Source organism: Microbacterium lushaniae, from assembly GCF_008727775.1.
Taxonomy (GTDB): Bacteria; Actinomycetota; Actinomycetes; order Actinomycetales; family Microbacteriaceae; genus Microbacterium; species Microbacterium lushaniae.
In genome coordinates, this window is sequence record NZ_CP044232.1 from 1,110,809 (window position 1) to 1,130,981 (window position 20,173).

General features: G+C 72.7%; 23 protein-coding genes. 10 read left to right on the forward strand and 13 right to left on the reverse strand.

The features are described from left to right. The first annotated feature begins 77 nt into the window (after positions 1-77). Positions 78-854 (forward strand): SDR family oxidoreductase, encoded by a 777-nt coding sequence (locus F6J85_RS05065; protein ID WP_191906757.1) that lies wholly within the window; start codon positions 78-80, stop codon positions 852-854. 12 nt (positions 855-866) lie between these two features. Here the strand turns inward: F6J85_RS05065 and F6J85_RS05070 are convergent, their stop codons facing one another. Continuing rightward, positions 867-2,345, reverse strand: a complete 1,479-nt coding sequence (locus tag F6J85_RS05070) for an MFS transporter (RefSeq protein WP_191906758.1) — start codon at positions 2,343-2,345, stop codon at positions 867-869. A gap of 78 nt (positions 2,346-2,423) precedes the next feature. On the opposite strand from F6J85_RS05070, the gene F6J85_RS05075 reads away from it, so the two are divergent. From F6J85_RS05075 to F6J85_RS05090, 4 genes are read left to right on the forward strand one after another with little or no spacing between them, the layout of a single operon-like run. Next, on the forward strand, positions 2,424-2,921 hold the full coding sequence (locus F6J85_RS05075; protein WP_150924103.1) for a phosphoribosyltransferase: 498 nt from the start codon (positions 2,424-2,426) through the stop codon (positions 2,919-2,921). A gap of 1 nt (position 2,922) precedes the next feature. Beyond that, on the forward strand, positions 2,923-3,618 hold the full coding sequence (locus tag F6J85_RS05080) for a uracil-DNA glycosylase (protein ID WP_191906759.1): 696 nt from the start codon (positions 2,923-2,925) through the stop codon (positions 3,616-3,618). Positions 3,619-3,668: 50 nt separating this feature from the next. Then, positions 3,669-4,142 carry a GyrI-like domain-containing protein gene (locus F6J85_RS05085; protein WP_150924105.1) on the forward strand — a complete coding sequence of 158 codons (474 nt, stop codon included), beginning with the start codon at positions 3,669-3,671 and terminating at the stop codon, positions 4,140-4,142. 24 nt (positions 4,143-4,166) lie between these two features. After that, entirely contained in the window at positions 4,167-4,775 is a 609-nt protein-coding gene (locus F6J85_RS05090; protein WP_150924106.1) for a GNAT family N-acetyltransferase, read from the forward strand. A 1-nt stretch (position 4,776) separates the two neighbouring features. Here the strand turns inward: F6J85_RS05090 and F6J85_RS05095 are convergent, their stop codons facing one another. The 8 genes from F6J85_RS05095 to F6J85_RS05130 all read right to left on the reverse strand — a co-directional run bounded on the left by F6J85_RS05095 (position 4,777) and on the right by F6J85_RS05130 (position 12,213). Further along, positions 4,777-5,043: a protealysin inhibitor emfourin gene (locus F6J85_RS05095; protein ID WP_238707064.1), complete on the reverse strand. Its 267-nt coding sequence runs from the start codon at positions 5,041-5,043 to the stop codon at positions 4,777-4,779. 31 nt (positions 5,044-5,074) lie between these two features. Continuing rightward, on the reverse strand, positions 5,075-6,142 hold the full coding sequence (locus tag F6J85_RS05100) for a M4 family metallopeptidase (protein WP_150924108.1): 1,068 nt from the start codon (positions 6,140-6,142) through the stop codon (positions 5,075-5,077). A gap of 38 nt (positions 6,143-6,180) precedes the next feature. Next, positions 6,181-6,972 (reverse strand): ATP-binding cassette domain-containing protein, encoded by a 792-nt coding sequence (locus F6J85_RS05105; RefSeq protein WP_150924109.1) that lies wholly within the window; start codon positions 6,970-6,972, stop codon positions 6,181-6,183. After that, positions 6,969-7,772, reverse strand: coding sequence for an ATP-binding cassette domain-containing protein (locus F6J85_RS05110; protein ID WP_150924110.1), 804 nt, complete (start codon positions 7,770-7,772; stop codon positions 6,969-6,971). Before F6J85_RS05110 ends, F6J85_RS05105 begins: the two co-directional genes overlap by 4 nt. Then, positions 7,769-8,659: an ABC transporter permease gene (locus F6J85_RS05115; RefSeq protein WP_150924111.1), complete on the reverse strand. Its 891-nt coding sequence runs from the start codon at positions 8,657-8,659 to the stop codon at positions 7,769-7,771. The genes F6J85_RS05110 and F6J85_RS05115 overlap by 4 nt, the downstream gene beginning before the upstream one ends. Continuing rightward, positions 8,656-9,609, reverse strand: a complete 954-nt coding sequence (locus tag F6J85_RS05120; protein ID WP_150924112.1) for an ABC transporter permease — start codon at positions 9,607-9,609, stop codon at positions 8,656-8,658. The genes F6J85_RS05115 and F6J85_RS05120 overlap by 4 nt, the downstream gene beginning before the upstream one ends. Then, positions 9,606-11,120, reverse strand: a complete 1,515-nt coding sequence (locus tag F6J85_RS05125; RefSeq protein ID WP_150924113.1) for an ABC transporter substrate-binding protein — start codon at positions 11,118-11,120, stop codon at positions 9,606-9,608. Before F6J85_RS05125 ends, F6J85_RS05120 begins: the two co-directional genes overlap by 4 nt. A gap of 133 nt (positions 11,121-11,253) precedes the next feature. After that, positions 11,254-12,213: an alpha/beta fold hydrolase gene (locus F6J85_RS05130; RefSeq protein WP_150924114.1), complete on the reverse strand. Its 960-nt coding sequence runs from the start codon at positions 12,211-12,213 to the stop codon at positions 11,254-11,256. Positions 12,214-12,289: 76 nt separating this feature from the next. Here F6J85_RS05130 and F6J85_RS05135 point away from each other — a divergent pair, with 76 nt between their 5' ends. From F6J85_RS05135 to F6J85_RS05145, 3 genes are all read left to right on the forward strand, one after another. Continuing rightward, entirely contained in the window at positions 12,290-12,766 is a 477-nt protein-coding gene (locus tag F6J85_RS05135; RefSeq protein ID WP_150924115.1) for a carboxymuconolactone decarboxylase family protein, read from the forward strand. Further along, the gene (locus F6J85_RS05140; RefSeq protein ID WP_150924116.1) at positions 12,763-13,482 is read left to right on the forward strand and encodes a tyrosine-protein phosphatase; all 720 of its coding nucleotides are present in this window, start codon (positions 12,763-12,765) and stop codon (positions 13,480-13,482) included. The genes F6J85_RS05135 and F6J85_RS05140 overlap by 4 nt, the downstream gene beginning before the upstream one ends. Before the next feature lie 85 nt (positions 13,483-13,567). After that, on the forward strand, positions 13,568-14,032 hold the full coding sequence (locus F6J85_RS05145; RefSeq protein WP_150918426.1) for an SIP domain-containing protein: 465 nt from the start codon (positions 13,568-13,570) through the stop codon (positions 14,030-14,032). A gap of 18 nt (positions 14,033-14,050) precedes the next feature. Here F6J85_RS05145 and F6J85_RS05150 read toward each other — a convergent pair whose 3' ends face one another. From F6J85_RS05150 to F6J85_RS05165, 4 genes are all read right to left on the reverse strand, one after another. Beyond that, positions 14,051-14,506: a Fe-S oxidoreductase gene (locus tag F6J85_RS05150; protein WP_150924117.1), complete on the reverse strand. Its 456-nt coding sequence runs from the start codon at positions 14,504-14,506 to the stop codon at positions 14,051-14,053. Further along, positions 14,503-15,312 carry an arginase family protein gene (locus tag F6J85_RS05155; RefSeq protein ID WP_150924118.1) on the reverse strand — a complete coding sequence of 270 codons (810 nt, stop codon included), beginning with the start codon at positions 15,310-15,312 and terminating at the stop codon, positions 14,503-14,505. Before F6J85_RS05155 ends, F6J85_RS05150 begins: the two co-directional genes overlap by 4 nt. Before the next feature lie 107 nt (positions 15,313-15,419). Beyond that, the gene (locus F6J85_RS05160; RefSeq protein ID WP_150924119.1) at positions 15,420-16,181 is read right to left on the reverse strand and encodes a PspA/IM30 family protein; all 762 of its coding nucleotides are present in this window, start codon (positions 16,179-16,181) and stop codon (positions 15,420-15,422) included. Positions 16,182-16,268: 87 nt separating this feature from the next. Beyond that, a complete protein-coding gene (locus F6J85_RS05165) occupies positions 16,269-18,293 on the reverse strand; it encodes a TPM domain-containing protein (protein ID WP_150924120.1) in 2,025 nt (674 codons plus the stop codon). 145 nt (positions 18,294-18,438) lie between these two features. Between F6J85_RS05165 and F6J85_RS05170 the strand changes: the two genes are divergently transcribed. Next, positions 18,439-19,272, forward strand: coding sequence for a DUF3097 domain-containing protein (locus tag F6J85_RS05170; protein WP_150924121.1), 834 nt, complete (start codon positions 18,439-18,441; stop codon positions 19,270-19,272). 162 nt (positions 19,273-19,434) lie between these two features. Then, positions 19,435-20,169 carry a tRNA (guanosine(46)-N7)-methyltransferase TrmB gene (trmB, locus tag F6J85_RS05175; protein WP_150924122.1) on the forward strand — a complete coding sequence of 245 codons (735 nt, stop codon included), beginning with the start codon at positions 19,435-19,437 and terminating at the stop codon, positions 20,167-20,169. The last annotated feature ends 4 nt before the right edge of the window (positions 20,170-20,173 follow it).

Consider the following 20,173-nt stretch of genomic DNA (forward strand, 5'->3'; position numbering starts at 1 on the left):
GCGAGGCTACGAAAGTGCGGCGGGGGTGACAACAGGAGGGAAATGTGACGTAACACCGCGCGGGGTAGCGTGGCGGCATGACGCGACGCGCAGTGGTCACAGGAGCAAGTTCGGGGATCGGGCGCGCGACGGCGCGCATCCTGCGGGAGCGGGGATGGGACGTCGTCGGCGTCGCCCGGCGCGCCGAGCGGCTCGAGGCTCTCGAGGAGGAGATCGGCATCGTGGGGTTCGCCGCCGACCTCACGCGGGGCGAGGACGTCGCCGCCCTGGCGCAGTGGCTCGAGGAGTCCGGACCCGTGCACGCACTCGTGCACGTGGCAGGCGGCGCGCGCGGCGTGGACGCGGTCGAGGACGCCCGGCCGGAGGATTGGCGCTGGATGTTCGAGGTCAACGTCGTCTCGGCGCAGATGCTCGTCGCCGCGCTCCTGCCGCTGCTGCGGCGCGCGGCGGCGGCGGACGGTCACGCCGACACGCTGTTCGTCACGTCCACCGCGGCGCAGTCGGCGTACGCGGGCGGCGCCGGGTACAACGCCGCCAAGGCGGGGGAGGCGATGCTCGCCGGCGCGTTGCGGCTCGAGCTGAACGGCGAGCCGATCCGCGTGACGCAGATCGCCCCCGGGATGGTCTACACGGAGGAGTTCTCGGTCAACCGCCTGCGCGGAGACACCAACGCCGCCGACAGCATCTACGAGGGCGTGGAGAATCCGCTCACCGCCGCCGACGTCGCCGATGTCATCGCGTATGCCCTCGATGCCCCCGGGCACGTGAACCTCGACGTCGTGACGATGCGCCCCGTCGCCCAGTCCGCGCAGCATCTCCTCGCCCGCGGACCCCTCCGCCCGCGCTCCTCCTGACCCGCGCCGGCGCTACGGGACCTGCGCCTGACCCGCGGCGGCTTCCGCGTCGGGGTCGGCGAAGGCCACGCGCGGGACGAACATCAGCAGCAGCGCGGCGAGGAAGCCGCCGGCGGCGCACACGGTCCACACCGTGAGGTAGCCGAGGAGGGGAGCGGCGGTGGAAGCCACGGCCGCTCCGGCGGATCCGGCCAGGACCACCCCGAAGATCGCCGAGGCGAACGTGCCACCGATCGTCTTCGTCGTGTTCGTGAGGGCCGAGGCGATCCCCGTCTGCCCGCGCGGGGCGGCCGCGGCGGCGGCGGCCGGCATGGCGCCCACCAGGGCCCCCGAGCCGATGCCGGCGATGGAGAGGTTCAGCAGCACCTGCCACAGCTCGAGGTGGAAGGGCAGGAAGAGCGCGTATCCGATGCCGACCAGGAGCGCCGCGCCGATGAGCATGAGCCGCGGGCTCGCCCGGCGGGAGGTGAGCGCGAACAGCACCGCACCGACGATGAGGGAGACGAGGTACACGCCGATGACGTTCGAGCGGTCCGTGGCATCCAGCCCCAGGCCGTAGCCGAGCGAGGAGTCCGTGCCGGCGTACGTGGTGAGCGGCCCCTGCGCCCCGAGCAGGCTGATGCCCACGAGGAACGCGGTGGCCTGCACGGGCCACATCTGCGGCTGGATGAGCACGCGGATGTCGATCGCGGGGTCGGGCTGGCGCAGTTCGTACCAGACGAACACCGCGAACGCCGCGATTCCGGCGGCCACCAGCGCCGCGACGAGCCCCGCCCCTGGGCCGTCCGGCACGCGCAGGAACGACAGCCCTCCCGTCACCAGCAGCAGCGCGAACGCGAGGATCACGAAGCCGCCGGTGTCCAGACGCCGGTTCGGGACGGGCTCGGATTCGGGCACGCCGAGCCAGATCACGAGCGTGACCAGCGTCACGGCGATCGCGGGGATCATGAGGGTCAGCCGCAGATCCTCCCCGGATGCGGCGAACAGGCGCCCCGCGGCGAGGGCACCCATGATCGCGCCGGCCTGCAGCCCGACCACGAGGAGGCCGGCGGCGCGGCGGGTGCGCGAGACGCCGTGCGCCTGACGGCGCCCCCGCTCGAAGATCAGGGCGATCTCCAGCGGCAGCCACACGACGTAGAAGCCCTGCAGCGACCACGCCAGCAGGAACGTCCAGAACGAGTCTGCGAAGACCAGCCACCAGCTGGCCCCGGCCGTCAGCGCCGCCGCGACGAGCAGGATCTTCTTGTGGCCGAACATGTCGCCGAGCTTGGCGAGCACCGGCAGCACGAGGGCCGAGAGCAGCAGCTGGCCGGCCTCGAACCAGTTGACGTCGGAGTCGTGGATGTCCAGGGCGATCACGATGTCGCTGAACAGCGGCACGTAATACCCCTGCAGGATGCCGCTGACCAGTTCGACGACGATGAACCAGCCGATCAGCCCCGCGGTGACGCCCAGGCCGGGCCGGCGGAGGGGCGCGGAGGCTCGGGTCACGCGCCGAGGATACACCGGCGGTGCGGTCGCGCCCGGGCGCCGCCCGTAGGCTGGGATCTCCGGCGACGAGGAGGACACGTGGGCGAAGGCACGGGGGAGCGCGAAAGCCTGTCATGGGACGGCTTCGGCGAGGCCTCGCGCGACCTGGCGCGCGCCATCCTCGCCGACGGCTTCGTGCCGGAGGTCGTGGTGGCGATCGCCCGTGGCGGGCTGCTGCCGGCCGGCGCGATCGCGTACGGGCTGGGCGTGAAGAACTGCGGCGCGCTCAACGTGGAGTTCTACACCGGCATCGGCACGGTGCTCGACGCCCCCGAGGTGATCCCGCCCGCGCTGGACATCGACTACCTCGAGGGCCGACGCGTGCTGCTCGTGGACGATGTCGCCGACAGCGGCCGCACCCTCGCGCTGGCCGTGAAGCTCCTGCGCGACCGCGGTGCCGACATGCGCTCGGTGGTGATCTACACCAAGCCGACCACGATCGTGCGTCCCGACTACTCGTGGAAGGACACCGCGCTGTGGATCGACTTCCCGTGGTCGGCGCGCGGGTCGGTGCTCGACGAGGATGCGGTCGCCTGACGTGGCGCGGAGCCTGCCGGAGCTCGCCGAGGCCGGGCTGATCGACCGGGGCTGGGCCGCCGCGCTGGAGCCGGTCGCCCCGCAGATCGCGGCGCTGGGGGAGCGCCTGCGTGCCGAGACCGCGGCCGGGCGCGGTTACCTCCCGGCGGGAGAGCATGTGCTGCGCGCCTTCCAGCGCCCGCTCGCCGAGGTCAAGGTCCTGCTGGTCGGGCAGGACCCCTACCCGACGCCGGGGCACCCGATCGGACTGTCTTTCGCCGTGGACGCCCATGTGCGCCCGCTGCCGCGCAGCCTCACCAACATCTACGCCGAGCTGGAGGCCGACCTCGGTCTGCCGCCCGCGCCGCACGGCGACCTCTCGGCGTGGAGCGACCAGGGCGTCATGCTGCTGAACCGCGTGCTCACCGTCGCGCCGGGCGCGCCCGCGTCGCACCGGGGATGGGGCTGGGAGGCGGTGACCGAGCTCGCCATCGGCACCCTGGTCGCCCGCGACGCCCCGCTCGTGGCGATCCTGTGGGGGCGGGATGCCGCGGGCCTCCGGCCGATGCTGGGGGACACGCCGATCGTGGCGTCGCCGCATCCGTCGCCGTTGTCGGCGCGGCGCGGCTTCTTCGGCTCCCGGCCGTTCTCGCAGGTGAACGCACTGCTGCAGCAGCAGGGCGCGGCCCCCGTGGATTGGCGCATTCCCGCCGGATGACGTCCGGCCCCGACCGGCGCACGGTGTCAGACTGTCCGTGGGATCACCGCGTGACCCGCCGGGAGGGAGCATCCGTGTCCGCCATCACCGAGACCGACCTGGGCGACCTGCGGCTGGTCCAGGTGTCCGCCGTCATGGACATGGGCGACATCGCGACGAAGCTCCCGGCGATGTTCGATCGGGTCGCGGCAGCCCTGGCCGCGGCCGGCTCCCCGCGCACCGGCCCCGGCATCGCCCATTACACCGTGCACGGCGAGCGCACCATGGTCGGCGCCGCAGAGCAGGTCGCCGGGCGCACGCCCGAGGGCCTCCACGCCGAGGTGCTGCCGGTCGTTCACCACGCGCTCGCGCTGCGCTACGACGCCCCCGACCTCGACGGGATGCCGGCGGCGTGGCAGGAGCTGCTCGCGGAGGTGCAGCGGCGCGGGCTGACCCCGACCGGGACGTTCCGCGAGGTGTACCGGCAGATCCCCCAGGACGGCTACGACCGCTGGCTGGTCGACCTGCAGCAGCCCGTCCGCTGAGCGGCTCCCGCTAGAGTGGCAGCCGTGCTGGAGGACGAGTATGACAAGACCCGCCGGCGTCTTCCGCGGCATCTGCGCCCCGCGCCCGCCCCGGAGCGGCCGTTCGCGTTCACGATCCGCCCCGCGCAGGATCGCGATATCGCCGACATCCGCGAGATCTACAACTACTACGTGACGAACTCGGTCGTCACCTTCGACGAGAAGCCGTGGAAGATGGTGCAGTGGCGGGAGAAGTTCGCGCACCTGGCCAAGCTCGGCATGCCCTTCCTCGTCGCCGAGAGCCCCACCGGGCAGATCCTCGGGTACGCGCTCGTGCAGCCGTGGAAGCCGAAGTCGGCCTACCGGTACACGGTCGAGGACTCCATCTATCTGGGACAGGCCGCCGCCGGCAAGGGCCTGGGGTCGGCGCTGCTGAAGGCGCTGCTGGAGGCGTGCCAGGAGGTCGGGATCCGCGAGGTCGTCGCGGCCATCAGCGACAAGGGCGCCGACGCCTCCATCCGGCTGCACGAGAAGTTCGGCTTCACCGAGGTCGGCCGCATGGGTCGCGTGGGCTTCAAATTCAACCGCTGGCTCGGAGTGGTCTACCTGCAGAAGAGCATTCCGAAGCGGCGCAAGCGCCCGGTGGCCGGCTGAATCAGGATGCGGCGGCGCGCACGGCGTCCACCAGTTCGCGCCACGGTCCCTGCAGCCGCGCGTCGGCCAGTTCTGCTTCCCGAGTGCGGTCGTCGACGGCGCGGATCGCCCACACGAAGCGGTCTCCTCCGGCGCCGCCCGCGGCGACCTCGTCCCACGGGCATCGCCCGAGCAGCTCCTCCCACCGGGCGGTGTCATCGGGAGGCGGTTCGGCCCGCCACAGGCGCCGCCGGCCGGCGATGCCGCCGGTGCGGGTCACGGTGACCACGACGCGATTCGCGTCGCGGCGCTGCGGGTCGTCAGACTGCGGGTGATCCATCCTCGATGACGCCGACGCCCACCCATCCGTCGCGGACCGCGGCGACCTCCTCCGAGTCCTCACCGTACTCCGCCCGCGCCGCAGCCAGCGTGGCCGCCGCGAACCCGGCGAAGTCGATCGTCGGGCTGAGCCCGTCGGTGAGGGCCCGGTACCAGATGCGGCCGGCCCGTTCCCACGCCTTCCCGCCCAGGGCGGCGGCGGTGAGGTAGAACGCGCGGTTGGGGATGCCGGAGTTGATGTGCACGCCGCCGTTGTCCTCGGCGGTCTCGACGTAATCGCTCACGTGCGCCGGCTGCGGGTCGCGCCCGAGCACGTCGTCGTCGTACGCCGTGCCGGGGTCTTTCACCGACCGCAGGGCCACGCCCTGCACCGCATCGGTGAAGATGCCCGCGCCCACGAGCCACGATGCGTCCGCCACGCCGTGACCGGCGGCGTGCTGTTCGGCGAGCACCCCGAACACATCCGAGAGCGACTCGTTGATCGCTCCCGACTGCCCCTGGTACTCCAGGCCCCCCTCGGCGTCGGTGAGCCCGTGGGCCAGCTCATGCGCGATGATCGACAGCGACCGCGTGAAGCCGGCGAACACCTCGCCGTCCCCGTCGCCGAAGACCATCCGCTCGCCGTTCCAGAACGCGTTGTCGTACTCCACGCCGTAGTGCACGGTCGCCGCCAGTGACCCCCCGGCGCCGTCGATGCCGTTCCGCCCGAAGGCGTCCCACAGGAAGTCGAAGGTCGCCCCCAGGCCGTCGAAGGCCTCGTCGACGGCCTCGTCGCCGCTGGGCGGGTCCTCCTCGCCCCGCACCCGGACTCCGGGGAGCTCCTCGCGGTTCTGCGCGTCGGAGACCACCCGGTCGGGGGCGGGGGAGGTCTCGGCCACAAGGGTGCCCGATTCCTCGATCGACAGCCGCAGGCGCTCCCGGGCGAGGCCGCGCGCGGGACGCGGGACGGAGAGCGTCCGCGCCGCCGCCGCGGCCGCGCGGGCCAGGCGCGGATCGGCGGTGCCGGCGATGCGGGCCAGGAGGAACGGCGGGACGATGGCGGGGGTCATGCGACGACTGTACGACCCGGTTCCGACCCGGGCGCGGATCAGGGGCTGATGGTCGGGATCGAGGCCAGCAGCGCGCGCGTGTAGGCGGCCTGCGGCTGGAGGAGCACCTTTTCGGTGGGGCCCTCCTCCACGATGCGGCCGTCCTTCATCACGACCACCTGATCGCACAGGTTCTGCACGACGCCGATGTCGTGGCTCACGAGCAGCAGCGTCAGGCCGGTGCGCTCGCGGAGATCGGCGAGAAGCCGCAGGATCTGCGCGCGCACCGTGACATCCAGCGCCGAGAGCGGCTCGTCGCCGACGAGCAGGCGCGGACGGTGCACGATCGCGCGCGCGATGGCGATGCGCTGGCGCTGCCCGCCGGAGAACTCCTGCGGGTAGCGCTCGGCCATCGCCGCATCCAGTCCGACCTCCTCGAGCACCTCCCGCACGCGCGCCCGGCGGTCGCCGGGGACATCCAGCGCCCACAGCGGCTCGCCCACGATCCGCCCGACGCTCATGCGCGGGTCCAGCGACCCGTACGGGTCCTGGAACACGATGCCGGTCTCATGTCGGAGCCAGTGCAGCGCGCGGCTGCTCATGCGGGCATCGACGAGGCGGCCGTCGAACTCCACGGTCCCGGCGGTGGGGACATCCAGCGCCAGGAGCAGCCGCATGAGGGTGGATTTGCCCGAGCCCGACTCGCCGATGACGCCGACCGCGGAGCCGGCGTCGACGTCGAGATCGAGGTCGTCCAGTGCCGTGGTCCGCACGCGCGGGCCGAACAGTGTGCGGCGCGGGGAGAGGTGGCGGCGGGTGAGCCCGCGGGCCCGCAGCAGCGTGTCGCTCATGCCGTGGCTCCCGGGTGGTCGGGTTCGGGGCGCCACAGGGTGGCCGTTGCATCGCGCAGCAGCGCCCGTGTCACCGGGCTCGCGGGCGCGGTCAGCAGCTGGGTCAGCGGGCCGTGCTCCACGACGCGGCCGCGTTCGAGCACGACGGCGTGCGTGGCGATCTGGCTGAGCACCGCGAGGTCGTGGGTGATGAAGACCAGCGACATGCCCGACTCCTCCGCGAGCGAACCCAGCAGGCGCAGGATGCCGGCCTGGATGGTGACGTCCAGCGCCGTGGTGGGCTCATCGGCGATCAGCAGGCGCGGGCCGCACACGAGCGCCATCGCGATGGCCACGCGCTGTCGCTGTCCGCCGGAGAGCTGGTGCGGGTAGCGCGCCACGATCGCGTCGGGGTCGGGGAGGGCGACGCGTTCGGCCTCGGCGACGGCGCGGCGGCGGGCCTCGGCGCGCGGGACGCGTTCATGGATGCGAAGGGACTCGGCGATCTGCCGCCCGATCGTGCGGATGGGGTTCAGGGCGGTGGCCGGCTCCTGGAAGACGATGCCGATGTCGTTGCCGCGCAGGCGCGCGAGGTGGTGGTCGGGCAGGCCCAGGATCTCCTGCCCGTCCCAGCGCACGCTCCCGCTGGCGCGTGCGCCGTCGGGGAGGAGGCCCAGGATCGCCAGCGCCGTGAGCGATTTCCCGGAGCCGGATTCGCCGATGAGTCCGAGGCGTGCGCCGTCGGGGACGTCGAAGGAGATGCCGTCCACGACGCGCTCGCCGCCGATCTCGATCGCGAGATCCCGTACCTCCAGGCTCATGCGACCACCTCCGGCACCTGCAGCCGTGCCGACGGGGCGCGCTCCGCGAGGGTGGGGTCGGTGGCCTCGCGCAGGGCGTCGCCGAGGAGGTTCAGGCCCAGCACCGTGAGGGTGATCGTGAGTCCCGGCCACACCACCGACAGCGGATGCAGCGTGATGTAGCGCTGCAGATCCGCCAGCAGCACGCCCCACGACGGCTGGGTCACCGGGGCCCCGAAGCCGAGGTAGGACAGTCCGGCCTCGGCCAGGACCGCGACGGCCATGCCCCACGACAGCTGCACGATGAACACCGGTGCGACGTTGGGGAGCAGATGGCGCCACAGGTTCTGCGCGGGGGAGAGGCCGCTGGCCCGCCCGGCCAGCACGAAGTCGCTGTGCAGCACGCGGCGCAGCTCCGGGCGGGTCACGCGGGCGATGTTGACGCCGAAGCCGATGCCCACCGCCCACACGACCACCCACAGCGAGCCGCCCCACACCGCGGAGATCATCATCGCGATGATCAGCACGGGGAAGGCGATGAGGATGTCCACGAGCACGGCGACGCTCTCGCGCACCCATCGCCGGGTCAGGGCTCCCAGGGCCGCCAGGCCCAGGCCCAGCGCGGTGGCGATCACACCGGCGCCGACGGCGACGAAGATCGTGGTGCGGGCTCCGGCCATGAGCAGGCTCAGGATGTCACGTCCGTTGTTGTCGGTGCCCAGCAGGTGCGGCCAGCCCGGCGCCGCCCAGCGGTCGCCGAGGTCCACGCGCTGCGGCGGGAACGGGGTCCACACCGCCGCCACGATCGCGGTGAGCACGATGACGGCCACCACGATCAGTCCGAACCGCCCGGTGCTCAAGCGCCACAGGCGACCGAGCCACGCCGTGCGACCGCGGGGCGCGCTCATGCGACCGTCTCCCGCTGGCGGGGGTCGAGGGCGCGGTGGAGGAGATCGACGAGGAAGCCGACGATCAGCACGAAACCGGTCAGCACGAACAGCTCCCCCTGCACCTTGGGCAGGTCGCGCGCGCCCACATCGGCCACCAGCATCCGCCCGACGCCGGGGAGGGTGAACAGCTGCTCGATGACGACGGCGCCCACGAGGACCCCGGCCACCTGCAGGCCCAGTACCGTCACGACCGACAGGGCGACGTTGGGCAGGCCGTGGCGCAGGAGGGCCTGTGTGCGTGTCAGGCCCTTGGCGGCCGCGGTGCGCACGTAGTCCTGCCCGATCGCCTGCAGGGTCGCGCTGCGCACGAACCGCATGAGCATGGCCCCCTCGATGATGCCGATCGTCAGGGCCGGCAGGATCAGCGCGCGCAGCGCCGCCGCCGGATCGCTCCACCCGCCGCGCGGGAAGCCCTGCGCGGGGAGGACCCCCAGCCACACCGCGAAGACCACGACGAGCATCATCCCGGCCCATACCGCAGGCACCGCGGCGAGGGCCTGCGCCACCACGCTCAGGGCGGTGCCCGCGGGCCGCCGGCGGCGCACAGCGGAGAGCACACCGAACGGCACGGCGATCGCGAGGGCGATCAGGAGGGCCAGGATGCCGAGGGGAACCGTGATGCGCGCCTTGTCGGCGAGCTCGGCGGCCACCGACGAACCGGTCACCAGCGATGAGCCGAGATCGCCCCGGACGAGTCCGCCGATCCAGTCCAGATACTGCGCCGGCAGCGGTGCGCCCAGGCCCAGCCGCTCGCGGATGGCCGCGACCTGTGCGGGCGTGGAGTCGGTGCCGGCGATCAGCAGGGCGACGTCGCCGGGGAGCACCCGCAGCGAGAGGAAGATGAGCACGCTGGCAACGAGCAGCCCCACGACCAGCAGGGCCAGTCTCGTCAGCGTGTAGCGGATCACTCCGAAGACACCGTCACACCGGCCAGGTCGATCCGCGAGTTGACCGAGTCGACCGGGAACCCGGACACCCCGTCGCCGACCGCGGTGATCGTGGCGCCGGTGTACAGCCAGTCGGCGGCGTGATCCTCCGACACGATGCGCGCGGCCTCCGCCAGCAGCTCCGCCGATTCGTCGGGGTCGACGGCGACCTGCGCCTGGGCGTGCAGGTCCTGCACCTCCGGATTGTCGTAGCCGAAGTAGTAGGTGGGATCGGCGAAGTTGCCGACGTCGCGCGGCTCCACGTGCAGCACGAAGCTCAGCTCGTAGTCGTGGTTGGTGTAGACATCCTGCAGCCACGTCGCGAACTCGACGGATTCGACCTCCAGGGTCACGCCGATCTCGTCGAAGTCCGACACCAGCACCTGCGGCACGGTGGTGCCGTAGAAGGAGGGGATGGTCAGAGTCAGCTCCAGGTCGTCCGCCCCGGCCTCCTCGAGCAGCTCCATGGCCCGCTCCGGATCGTACGGCGCGACGTCGGAGAGGTCCTCGTAGCCGGGATCGAGTTCGGGGATGGGCCCGTACTGCGTCTGACCGCTGCCGATGGCCTCCACGAGGGCCTCATGGTCGATGGCCAGCCGCAGCGCCTCGCGCACGCGGGCGTCGTCGAGCGGGGCGACGGCGTTGTTGAAGGCGAGCGTGCCCTTGTCGGTGGTCTGGCCCGTCGTGAGGGTGAACCCGCTGGCCTCGTCCAGCTGCGCGGACAGATCCGGCTGGACCGCGGTGAGCACGTCGAGCGACCCGTCCAGGGCCGCGTTCACGCCGGCGGTGAAATCGGGGATGTACTGCAGGACCACCTCGGCCACCCCCGCCGGCTCCGCCCAGTAGGCGTCGTTGCGCACGAGCTGGATGCTGTCGCCCTGGTTCCACCGCTCCAGCGTGAAGGGCCCCGTGCCGTTCGCGGCGGTCTGGAAGTCGGTGGTGTCGCCGGTCTTGAACACCAGGCCCGCGGGCCCGGTGAGGGTGAACAGGAAGTTCTGATTGGGCTCGGTGAGCGTGATGACCACGGTGCTGTCGTCGGCGGCGGTGATCGAGGCGACGCCGGCGAACTCGGTGTTGCCGACGATCTCGGGATCGTCCTTGACCTGCGTGAGAGAGGTCACGACGTCCTCGACGGTCAGCGGGGTGCCGTCGTGGAAGGTGACGCCGTCCGACAGCGTGAAGGTGTAGGTGAGGCCGTCATCCGATACCTCGAAGGCGCTCGCGAGCGAGGCGACGATCTCGTTCTCCTGCGTGCGGGTGACCAGGCCCTCGTAGACGTTGTCGATGAGGATCTGCTCGAGGGCCGCGCCGCTCGTGCGGCGGATGTCGAGGTTCGTCGGTTCCAGCACCAGCCCCACGGTGAGCGAGGCGTCGGGGTCGGGTTCGCCGGCCGAGGTCGTGGCGGGGGCGCTGCCGCCTCCCGAGCACGACGCAAGCGCCAGCGTTCCGGCGATCAACAGGGTCGTCGCGGCCAAGGCTGTGCGGCGTGGCATGGCGGGTTCCTTTCGCAGGTCCGGCGTCATCTTCGATGGTGTCGGATGACGCCGGAGGCAACTCGGTGCGATATCAGCCTATTGCGGTGGCCGCCGGGGAGTCGCCGTGTTACCGGCAACACCGTGGCAGCCCTCATCCTTCTCCGGATCCCGCGGCCTCTCCGGCCAGCCCGCGCAGCAGGCGGCCGAGCTCGAGGGGGGCGTCCTCCTGAAGGTTGTGACCGCCCGCCACGGTGACCACGCGGGCCGCCGGGAAGCGGCGGCTGAACTCCTCCGCGTCGGCAGGGGTGACGTACCCCCGCGCGCCGCGCACCAGGGTCAGGGGTGCACGGACGGCGGCGAGGTCGTCCCATCCGGTCGTGGAGAGCAATGCCGCCATGCCGTCGCCCTGCGCGGGGGCGTCGGCGCCGCCGTTGGCGGCCGCCGCGGCCAGGTGGGCGAAGTGATGCTTCCACTCGACGCGGCCGTCTGGGCGCACGCGGGAGTTCAGGTACACGCCGCGCTCGGCGGTGCGCCGGGCGCCCCCGCCGAGCCCGAACGACAGTGCCCGGTCGACGAGCTCGTCCCGCGAGGCCCAGTCGGTGGGGCCGGCGAAGAACGAGCGGATCTGGGTGGGGCCGGCGTCCGGGTCCACGCCCGGGGTGATGTCGACGACCACGAGCTGCGCGATCTTCTCGGCGACGGCGGCTGCGACAGCGGGCGCCGTGAGCCCGCCGAGCGACTGACCCACGAGCAGCTGGGGGCGGTCCGTCCATGCCTGCAGGGCGGCCACGACATCGGGCGCCAGCGTGCCGGCGGTGTAGGTGGCGTCCTCCCGCCATGACGAGTCGCCATGACCGGGGAGGTCGAGGGCGAGGGCGGGAAGGCCCATCGCGAGGACGGTCGTATCCCACGTGTGCGCGTTCAGCCCGGCTCCGTGCAGCAGTGTCACGCGCGGCGGCTCCTGCCCGTACCGCAGCGCGCTGAGGGTGCGCCCGTCGCCGAGGGTGAGACGCAGGCGCTGCACCGGGGGGAGCGGGCCGGGGATGCCGTTGTCGGCTGCCTGATCGGGCAGGAACGAGAACTCGTCGAACACGTCGGTGGATTCGGTCACGGGGCTCCTTCGGGCCGCAGGCGGTCGGCACCATTGTGCCCGTCGCGCGGCCGGATGGCGCCATTACCCTGGAGGGATGAGCGAAGAGGAGCGCGTGCACCTGTCGCGATCGGCGCCGCAGGCCTATCAGGCGCTCGCCGGTCTGTCCAAGACAGCGGGCCTGCTGGCAGCCGAAGCGGGCATCGAGCCGCGGCTCAAGGAGATCGTCCTCATCCACGCGTCCCAGCTGAACGGCTGCTCGTACTGCGTGCGCATCCACGTCGACCGCGCCGTGGCGGCGGGACTCGACGCCGACACCATCGCCCAGATCGCGGCCTGGCGCGACTCCGGCGTCTTCTCCGAGCGCGAGCGCGCGGCGCTCGAGCTGGCGGAGTCGTTCACGTTCATCTCCGAGGCGGGCATCCCCGACGAGGTGTACGACCACGTCGGCGGCATCTTCAGCGAACAGGAGTACGTGGCGCTGAGCTGGCTGCTCGTGTCCATCAACGCCTTCAACCGCGTCGCGATCGCGGGGCGCTACCCCGTGCCCCCGCGCGAGGAGCCGGAGCGGTGACCGAGTCCCTCGTCTCCGGAACGCTGAACTTCCGCGACGTCGGAGGTCTGCCGGCGGGGGACGGCCGCACCCGATCGGGTGTGCTGTACCGCTCGGGAAACCTCGCCCACGTGGATGAGGCCGGTGCCGCGTCGCTGCGCCGGCTGGGGCTGCGCCGCATCATCGACCTGCGCGACGACGACGAGGTGCGGTGGGCGCCCAGCAGGGTGGACGGCCTCGACCTCGTCACCCAGCGGGTGCCGCTCTTCCTCGGCTCGGTGATGTCGTTCTTCGAGGACGACGCGAACCTGCCCGGGATGTACTCGAGCCTCATCGACGGATCCGCCGACAAGGTCGTGGAGGTCGTCCGCGGCATCCTGCACGACCAGCCCGTCCTCGTGCACTGCACGGTCGGCAAAGACCGCACGGGCGTCACGGTCGCCCTCACCCTCGCGGCAGCCGGCGTGGATACGGAGGCGGTCGTGGCCGATTACGCCCGCACCGAGGCGCTGCTGCCGGAGGCGCGCAACCGTGCCGTGGTCGCGCGCCTGCGGGCGCTGCATCCGGAGTCGCTGCATCTGGAAGACCTCGCCACGCGGTCGCCGGCGCCGGTCATGCGGGAGGTGCTGGAGCGGCTGGATGCGGTGTTCGGCTCGCCCGCGGATTACCTGCGCGCGCACGGCTTGGTCGACGACGAGCTCGAGGAGCTGCGTCGCATCCTCGTCGTCCGGTCCTGACGCGGGGGAGCGTGCCGAGCACTGCCTGCGAGTGCGCCGAACAAAGGTTAGGCAACCCTTTGTGTCGGGGTATAGTGGCGATGCCATGTCCGCTTCACCCGAACACAATCCGACCGCGTGCCGCGCATCGCGTCACACGCGCGTGCAGCACCTGGTGACCGCCGACGAGTCCTCGCTCCCCGAGCTCGAGGCGCTGCTGGCCACCCTGCCGCTGTGCTCCACCGGACGCGTGTTCATCGAGGTCCCGGACGAGTCGTGGATCGGCCGCGTCGCCGCCCCCGCCCGCATGACCGTGACGTGGCTCGACCGCTCCCGCCGCACCGGCGCGGCCGGCACGGGCCGCGCGTGCGCGCCCGGGCAGGCGCTGGCACGGGCGGTCTCGGCGTGGGCCGGTGAGATGCTCGGTCACGAGGACGACTCCACCCGCGTGATGCTGCTGGGCGGCTACCTCGGCACCGCCGAGATCGTCGACGACCTCACCGAGCGTCGCGGCGTGGCCCCTGCCTCGATCCACACGCCCGAGCGCTTCGGTCTCGCCACCGCCCGCTGAGCGGGCTCGCGGCGGCGTTCACGCGTCGCGCGGCACGTAGTTGCCGTCGGCCAGGCCCGCTTCGATCTCGAACCGGTTGCGGAGCGGGTTGCGCCCCGACGCCCAGTAGAGCACCGGCATCAGGAAGCCGAACCGGCGCCACTGCCGGGCATGGGCGGCCTCGTGGCGCAGGAGAGCGGGCGTCACGCGGCCGTCACCGGTGAGGAAGCAGCCGCCCACGGCGACCCCGCCGCGGGGGTAGGCCCACCGCGGCATCCCGCGGAAGATCCACATGCCCTCGCGCCGCTCCACGCGGCCGGTGCTCCACAGCGACCCCCACACCCAGCCGACCGCGGTGCCGTACAGGTAGCCGAGGTGGCTGACGGGGGAGTCCAGGAGCACGCGGGGCACGCGGTCCTCGATGCGGCGGCTGCGGGCGACGGCGCGCTCGGCGTCCTCCCGCCAGTTCGCGGGGGGTGCCGGGATGGGGCTCACGCGACGGCTCCGACCAGGCGGAGGATCGCGCCCAGGTCGTCGCCTGCGGCGGCGGGGCTGGCCGGGGCGAATCCGGCGACGGTCGCGCCGACGATCGGGGTCCGCTCGCGCAGCGTCCGCAGCGCCGCGACGAGGTCGGCGACGGGGATGCCGAAGGGGATGCCCCACGCCGATCCGCGGAACTCCGACGGGTCGAGCACGTCCAGGTCGAGATGGACGTACACGCGTGCGGCGCCGGTGGCAGCGACCGCGTCCGCCAGCGCGGCCGGGTCGGCGAGGGCGGACTCGGTGAGGTGACGGATGCCGCTGGCGGCCAGGTACGCCTCCTCCGCGTCGTCGCGTTCCCGCGCGCCCACGAGCACGACGCGCTCGGGCGCCACGGCGGCGGTGCCGAGCAGGTCGGGCACGCCGCCGAGGAGCGCGCGCAGCGCCATGCCCGCCGACGACCCGGAGGGCGAGCCGGCCGGGTCGTTGAGGTCGGCGTGGGCGTCGATCCACACCACCGCCATGTCGTCGGCTGCCCAGCGCGCCGCCGCGGCGACGGTCACGCTGCAGTCTCCGCCGATCACCACGGCGCGCTCGGACGACATCGACAGCGCATCATCCGTCAGCGCGGACGTGCGCCGCACGGCGCTGAGGCGGTGGATGCCGGTGCCCTGGGCGTCGCCGGCTTCCAGCGGCACATCCAGTACGACCGTCGCCGAGCGGGGGAGGTCTCCCGCGATCGCCTCCGCTCCGTCGCGCAGCAGCATCGCGCGCGCCGAGGGACTGCCTTGCCATTGCGGTACCACCACGAACCGGGTCACGGGTTCATCCTGCCACCCCGCCGGGGCCCGGCCGCACCGACGTCGTCGGTTGCGGAACATGCGAGAAGGGGCCTTCGCCGTAGCGAAGGCCCCCTCTGCGACGCGGGTCAGACCGTGTCGGGGCTGGGTGCGTCGATCGCCGCTCGCGGCTGCGCCGAGCCGCCGACCTTCAGCGCCGCCAGCCGCGCCTCGACCTCGGTCAGCTCGCCGATGTCCTCCAGGCTGTTGAACTGGGCGTCGATGCTGGATGCGGCCAGCTCCTGCTTGCCGGCGGCGAGGGCCTCTTCGCGGCGGATCTTGTCTTCGAACCGGCCGAGCTCGCTCGTGGGGTCCAGCACGTCGATCGAGCGGACCGCGTCGTGCACCTTGATCTGCGCCTCGGCGACCTTGGCGCGCGCGAGCAGTTCGCTGCGCTTGCCCTTGAGCTGCTCGAGCTTGCCCTTCATGCCGTTGAGGCCGTCCTTGAGCTTGTCGACCACCTCGGTCTGCGACGCGATGGTCGGCTCGGCCGACTTGGCCTCGCCCTCGGCGGAGATCTGACGCTGCAGGGCGATCTTGGCGAGGTTGTCGAACTTGTCGGCCTCGCCGGCGTTGCCGGCGGTGCGCAGCTCGTCGGCCTTGCGGCTGGCGGCGAGTGCCTTGTTGCCCCACTCGGCGGCCGCCTGCACGTCCTCCTGGTGGTCGCGCTCGAGCAGGCGCAGGTTGCCGATCGTCTCGGCGATGGCCGACTCGGCGTCGGCGATCGAGTTGGTGTAGTCGCGCACCAGCTGGTCGAGCATCTTCTGCGGGTCCTCGGCCTGGTCGAGGAGTGCGTTGATGTTCGCCCGCATGAGTGTGGAGATGCGACCGAAGATGGACTGCTTAGCCATCGCGGGGTTTCCTTTCCTATCGACGTCGTGTCGAGTGTGTCGGCGGTTGTTGTGAGATTCGTGGGATCGGCGGAGGGCTCGCGGGGGTCAGAATCGGCCACCTCCCCGGCGTGAGCGTCCGCCCCCGCCGCTGCGGCTGCGCCCGCCGCCGCCGAAGCCGCTGCTGCGCCGGCTCGAGGATCCGCCGCCGAAGCCGCCGAAGCCGCTGCTGCGCCGGCCGCCCCCGCCTCCGCTCAGGAGGGAGTTCAGCACGATTCCGCCGATCATGGCACCCATCATGCCGTCACCGGAGGACCCTCGGCCGCCGCCGTACCCGCCGTCGAAGGCGCCGACGTCGTTCTGCGCCGAACGCGACGCGGCCGCCGCCAGCTGCGCCGAGCGCTGCGCGGCGGCGAGGGCGGCGGCGGGATCGGCCGCCCGGAGCTGCTCGGCATGGTGCAGCGACGTGCTCGCCTCGGCCAGCCGCGTGCGGGCTTCGGCGCCGACCGCGCCGCGGCGCGCGCCGATGAAGTCCTCCGCCGCCGACACCTGCGCGCGGGCTTGGAGGAGAGCCTCGTCCAGCTGGAGTGCCGCGCGTCGCTGGCGTTCGGCGGCATCCCGGCCCTCGGCGATGACGGCGTCGAGGGCGGCGTTGGCGGCATCCAGCCCCGCGAGTGCCTCCAGGGGCCGCCGGCCTCCCGACGACAGCGCCTGGCGACCGCGGGTGAGCTGCTCGCGCGCGGCGGCGACGGCGGCGGCGATCCGGCCCTCGGGGTCGGGCAGGGCGGATGCCGCGGTGATGTCGTTCTCCACCTCGCGCATGAGTTCGCCGGCCCGCGTGCCGGCGGCGGCGAGGTCGGTGCCCACGCGCGTGACGGCGTCTTCGAGCAGGCGGGCCTGCGCGACCGCCTCCTGCGCGGCGCGGATGCCCACCGCGGCCTCGCCGCCGCGGCCGGCGGCGAGGGCGGACTGCGCCGCGGTCAGCTGCGCGTCGGCGAAGGCGATGCGCTCGCGCGCCTGAGCAGGATTGTCGGCGACGGTGGTGAGGGCGTCGTCGGCGTACTCGGCGTGCAGTGCCGCCAGCTGCGCCTCGGCGGCGCTGATCGCGGCGGCGACGGCGGTGCGCTCCTGCTGGGTGCGGGCGAGCTCGGCGGGGGCGTTGGCCTCGAGGTCGCGCAGCGCATCGAAGGCGTCGGCCTTGGCGTCGAGCGCTTCTTCGGCCGCCGCGGTGAGGGTGAGGATCTCCCCGCGCCATGCGCGGATCTGCTCCTCCGTGTCGGGGGTGGCGTCGTCGAGCTGCTGCTGCAGCGTGAAGGCGCGGTCGAGGTCTGCCTTGGCCTGGGCGAGCACCGTCTCGAACTCGGCCACGGCGTCGTCGCCGAACTGGGCGCGGGCGAACCCGAGCTCCTGCTCGCTGGTCTTGACCGCCTCGTCGGCGGCCACGAGCGCCGAACCGGAGCGGCGGGTCAGCTCCTCCAGGCTCATCTTCGCCGCAGGCGCGTTCGGGCCGGTTGCGGCGCGCTTGCGCCGCACGGCGAGCCAGATCAGCGCGATCGCGAAGACGGCGACCAGGAGCAGCACCACGAGGATGAGCGACCAGTTCATGCCCCCGCCGTCGGAGGCGTCGGCGCCGGGGACGCCGCCGGTACCGCCGGCCGCGGCATCCTCGAACCCGTCTGCGGCGGCGTCGATCGCGCCCGACCAGTCCTCGTCGCCGAGGGCGGGGCGCACGCGCTGCTGTTCGATGGCACTGAGCTGGTCGCCGGTGATCGGGCCGATCTCCAGGTCGCCGGAGATGTAGTACTGCCGGCCGTCCACGGCGACGGCGAGGAGGTATTGCGTCGGGCCGAGGCCGTTCACGACGGCGGCGGTGTTCGCCCAATCCTCCGGGCTGTCGGGGTCGGTGAACTCGTCGACGAACACGACCCACAGGTCCAGCCCCGTCTCGTCGAAGAGCTCGTCGAGACGTTCGTCCGCAGCGCGCACCTGCGCGCCGCTGAGTACGCCGGCCTCGTCGAGCACGTAGCCGCTCTCGAGTGTCACGGGAGGGGTGGCGTGCGCGGCGGGCGCGATCGCGAGGCCGATGGCGGCGGCCAGTGCCGTTGTCAGCGCCAATGCCCAGCGCGCGCGCATCCGTCCTCCTGAGGGGCTGTGGGGCAGGTTCTGTCGAGTCTATGGTCCGGCCCGTGCGAGCCGGTACGGCCTCCGGGCGGATCGGCGTGGGTGCCCGCCGGGGCGGGAGGGCCGGGTTAGGGTCGGGGCTTCGGAGGAGACGGCAATGGATGATCGCTACGGAACCGACGTGCTGGCCAAGGGATGGCGCGATGCCGGGCGTCGCGTCGTGCCGCAGGTGCCGGCCGAGCGCGACCTCGTCGTCGAGGTGGCCGGCGACGGGTACTGCGGCGCGGTGACGAAGGTCGCGTCGGGCACCGTGGAGCTGGAGGACCGGCACGGCCGCCGCCGGCTGTTCCCCCTCGGGCCGGGATTCCTCGTGGATGGTGCCGCCGTCGTGCTGACCGCGCCCAAGCCCGCAGCGCCGACGGGGACCAAGCGCACCGCGTCCGGGTCGTTCGCGGTGGAGGATGCCAGGGCGCGGGTCGCCCGCCCCAGCCGCATCCTCGTGGAGGGGCGCCACGACGCGGAACTGGTGGAGAAGGTGTGGGGACACGACCTGCGCGTGGAAGGCGTCGTCGTGGAGTACCTGCAGGGCGTGGATCTGCTCGCCGACGCGCTGGAGGCCGAGCCCCCCAGCGCCGACCGGCGGTACGGCGTGCTGGTGGATCACCTGGTGCCGGGGTCGAAGGAGACGCGGATCGCGGAGGCGATCGCGCGGGGCACGCACGGAAAGCACGTGCGGATCGTGGGACACCCGTTCGTGGACGTGTGGCAGTGCGTGCGCCCGGAGTCGCTCGGCATCGCACGGTGGCCCGAGGTGCCGCGGTCGATCGAGTGGAAGGTCGGCGTGTGCCGCGCGCTCGGGTGGCCGGCAGAGGATCAGGCCGATCTGGCCCGCGCGTGGCAGCGGATCCTGGGGCGCGTCACGACCTTCCGCGATCTGGAGCCGGCACTCCTCGGTCGCGTCGAGGAGCTCATCGACTTCGTCACCGCCTGACCCGCCCCTCGCCCCCGCGGGAGCGCAGTTCCAGGCGAAACACCACATCCCGTCCGAAACACCCGGCGACGCCTGATGCGTCGGACGGGATGTGGTGTTTCGACGCGGGGAACGGCGTATCCCCGTCGGGAGGCGGGTGGGGCACTGGGTAGCCTGGAGGGTATGCCCGAAACCCCCGCCGCACGTGGCGATTTCCGCGACCGGCCCGTGTCGTTCGTGCGCCGGAGCGGACGCATGTCCGACGGGCAGGAGCGGGCGTGGGAGCGCCTCTCGCCCTTCTACCTCCTCGAGGCGCCGCGGGATGCCGCGGCCACGAGCGTGCGCGCGGGCTCGGAGATCGAGCCGGCCGCCGTGTGGGGGAGGACCGCGCCGCTCGTCGTGGAGATCGGCTCGGGGCAGGGTCACGCGATCGTGCACGCCGCGACGGAGCATCCAGACACCGATTTCCTCGCCGTCGAGGTGTTCAAGGCCGGTCTTGCCCGCACGATGCTGGACGCCGATCGTGCCGGCGCGCGCAACCTCCGCCTCGTGGAGGCCAACGCACCCGAGGTGCTCGAGCACCTGCTGCCGGCGGCATCCGCCGACCAGGTGTGGGTGTTCTTCCCCGACCCGTGGCACAAGAACAAGCACACCAAGCGCCGCCTCATCGACGCGGAGTTCACCCCCATCGCCGCGCGGGCGCTGAAGCCGGGCGGGATGCTGCGCCTCGCGACCGACTGGGAGGACTACGCGCGTCAGATGCGCACGGTGCTGGATGCGTCGCCCCTGTTCGAGCGCGCGTTCGAGGGCGACTGGGCCGAGCGCTTCGACGGGCGCGTGCTCACGGCGTTCGAGCGCAAGGGCGCACGCGCCGGCCGCGCCATCCGAGACCTGGCCTACCGGCGGATCCCGGCGTGACCGT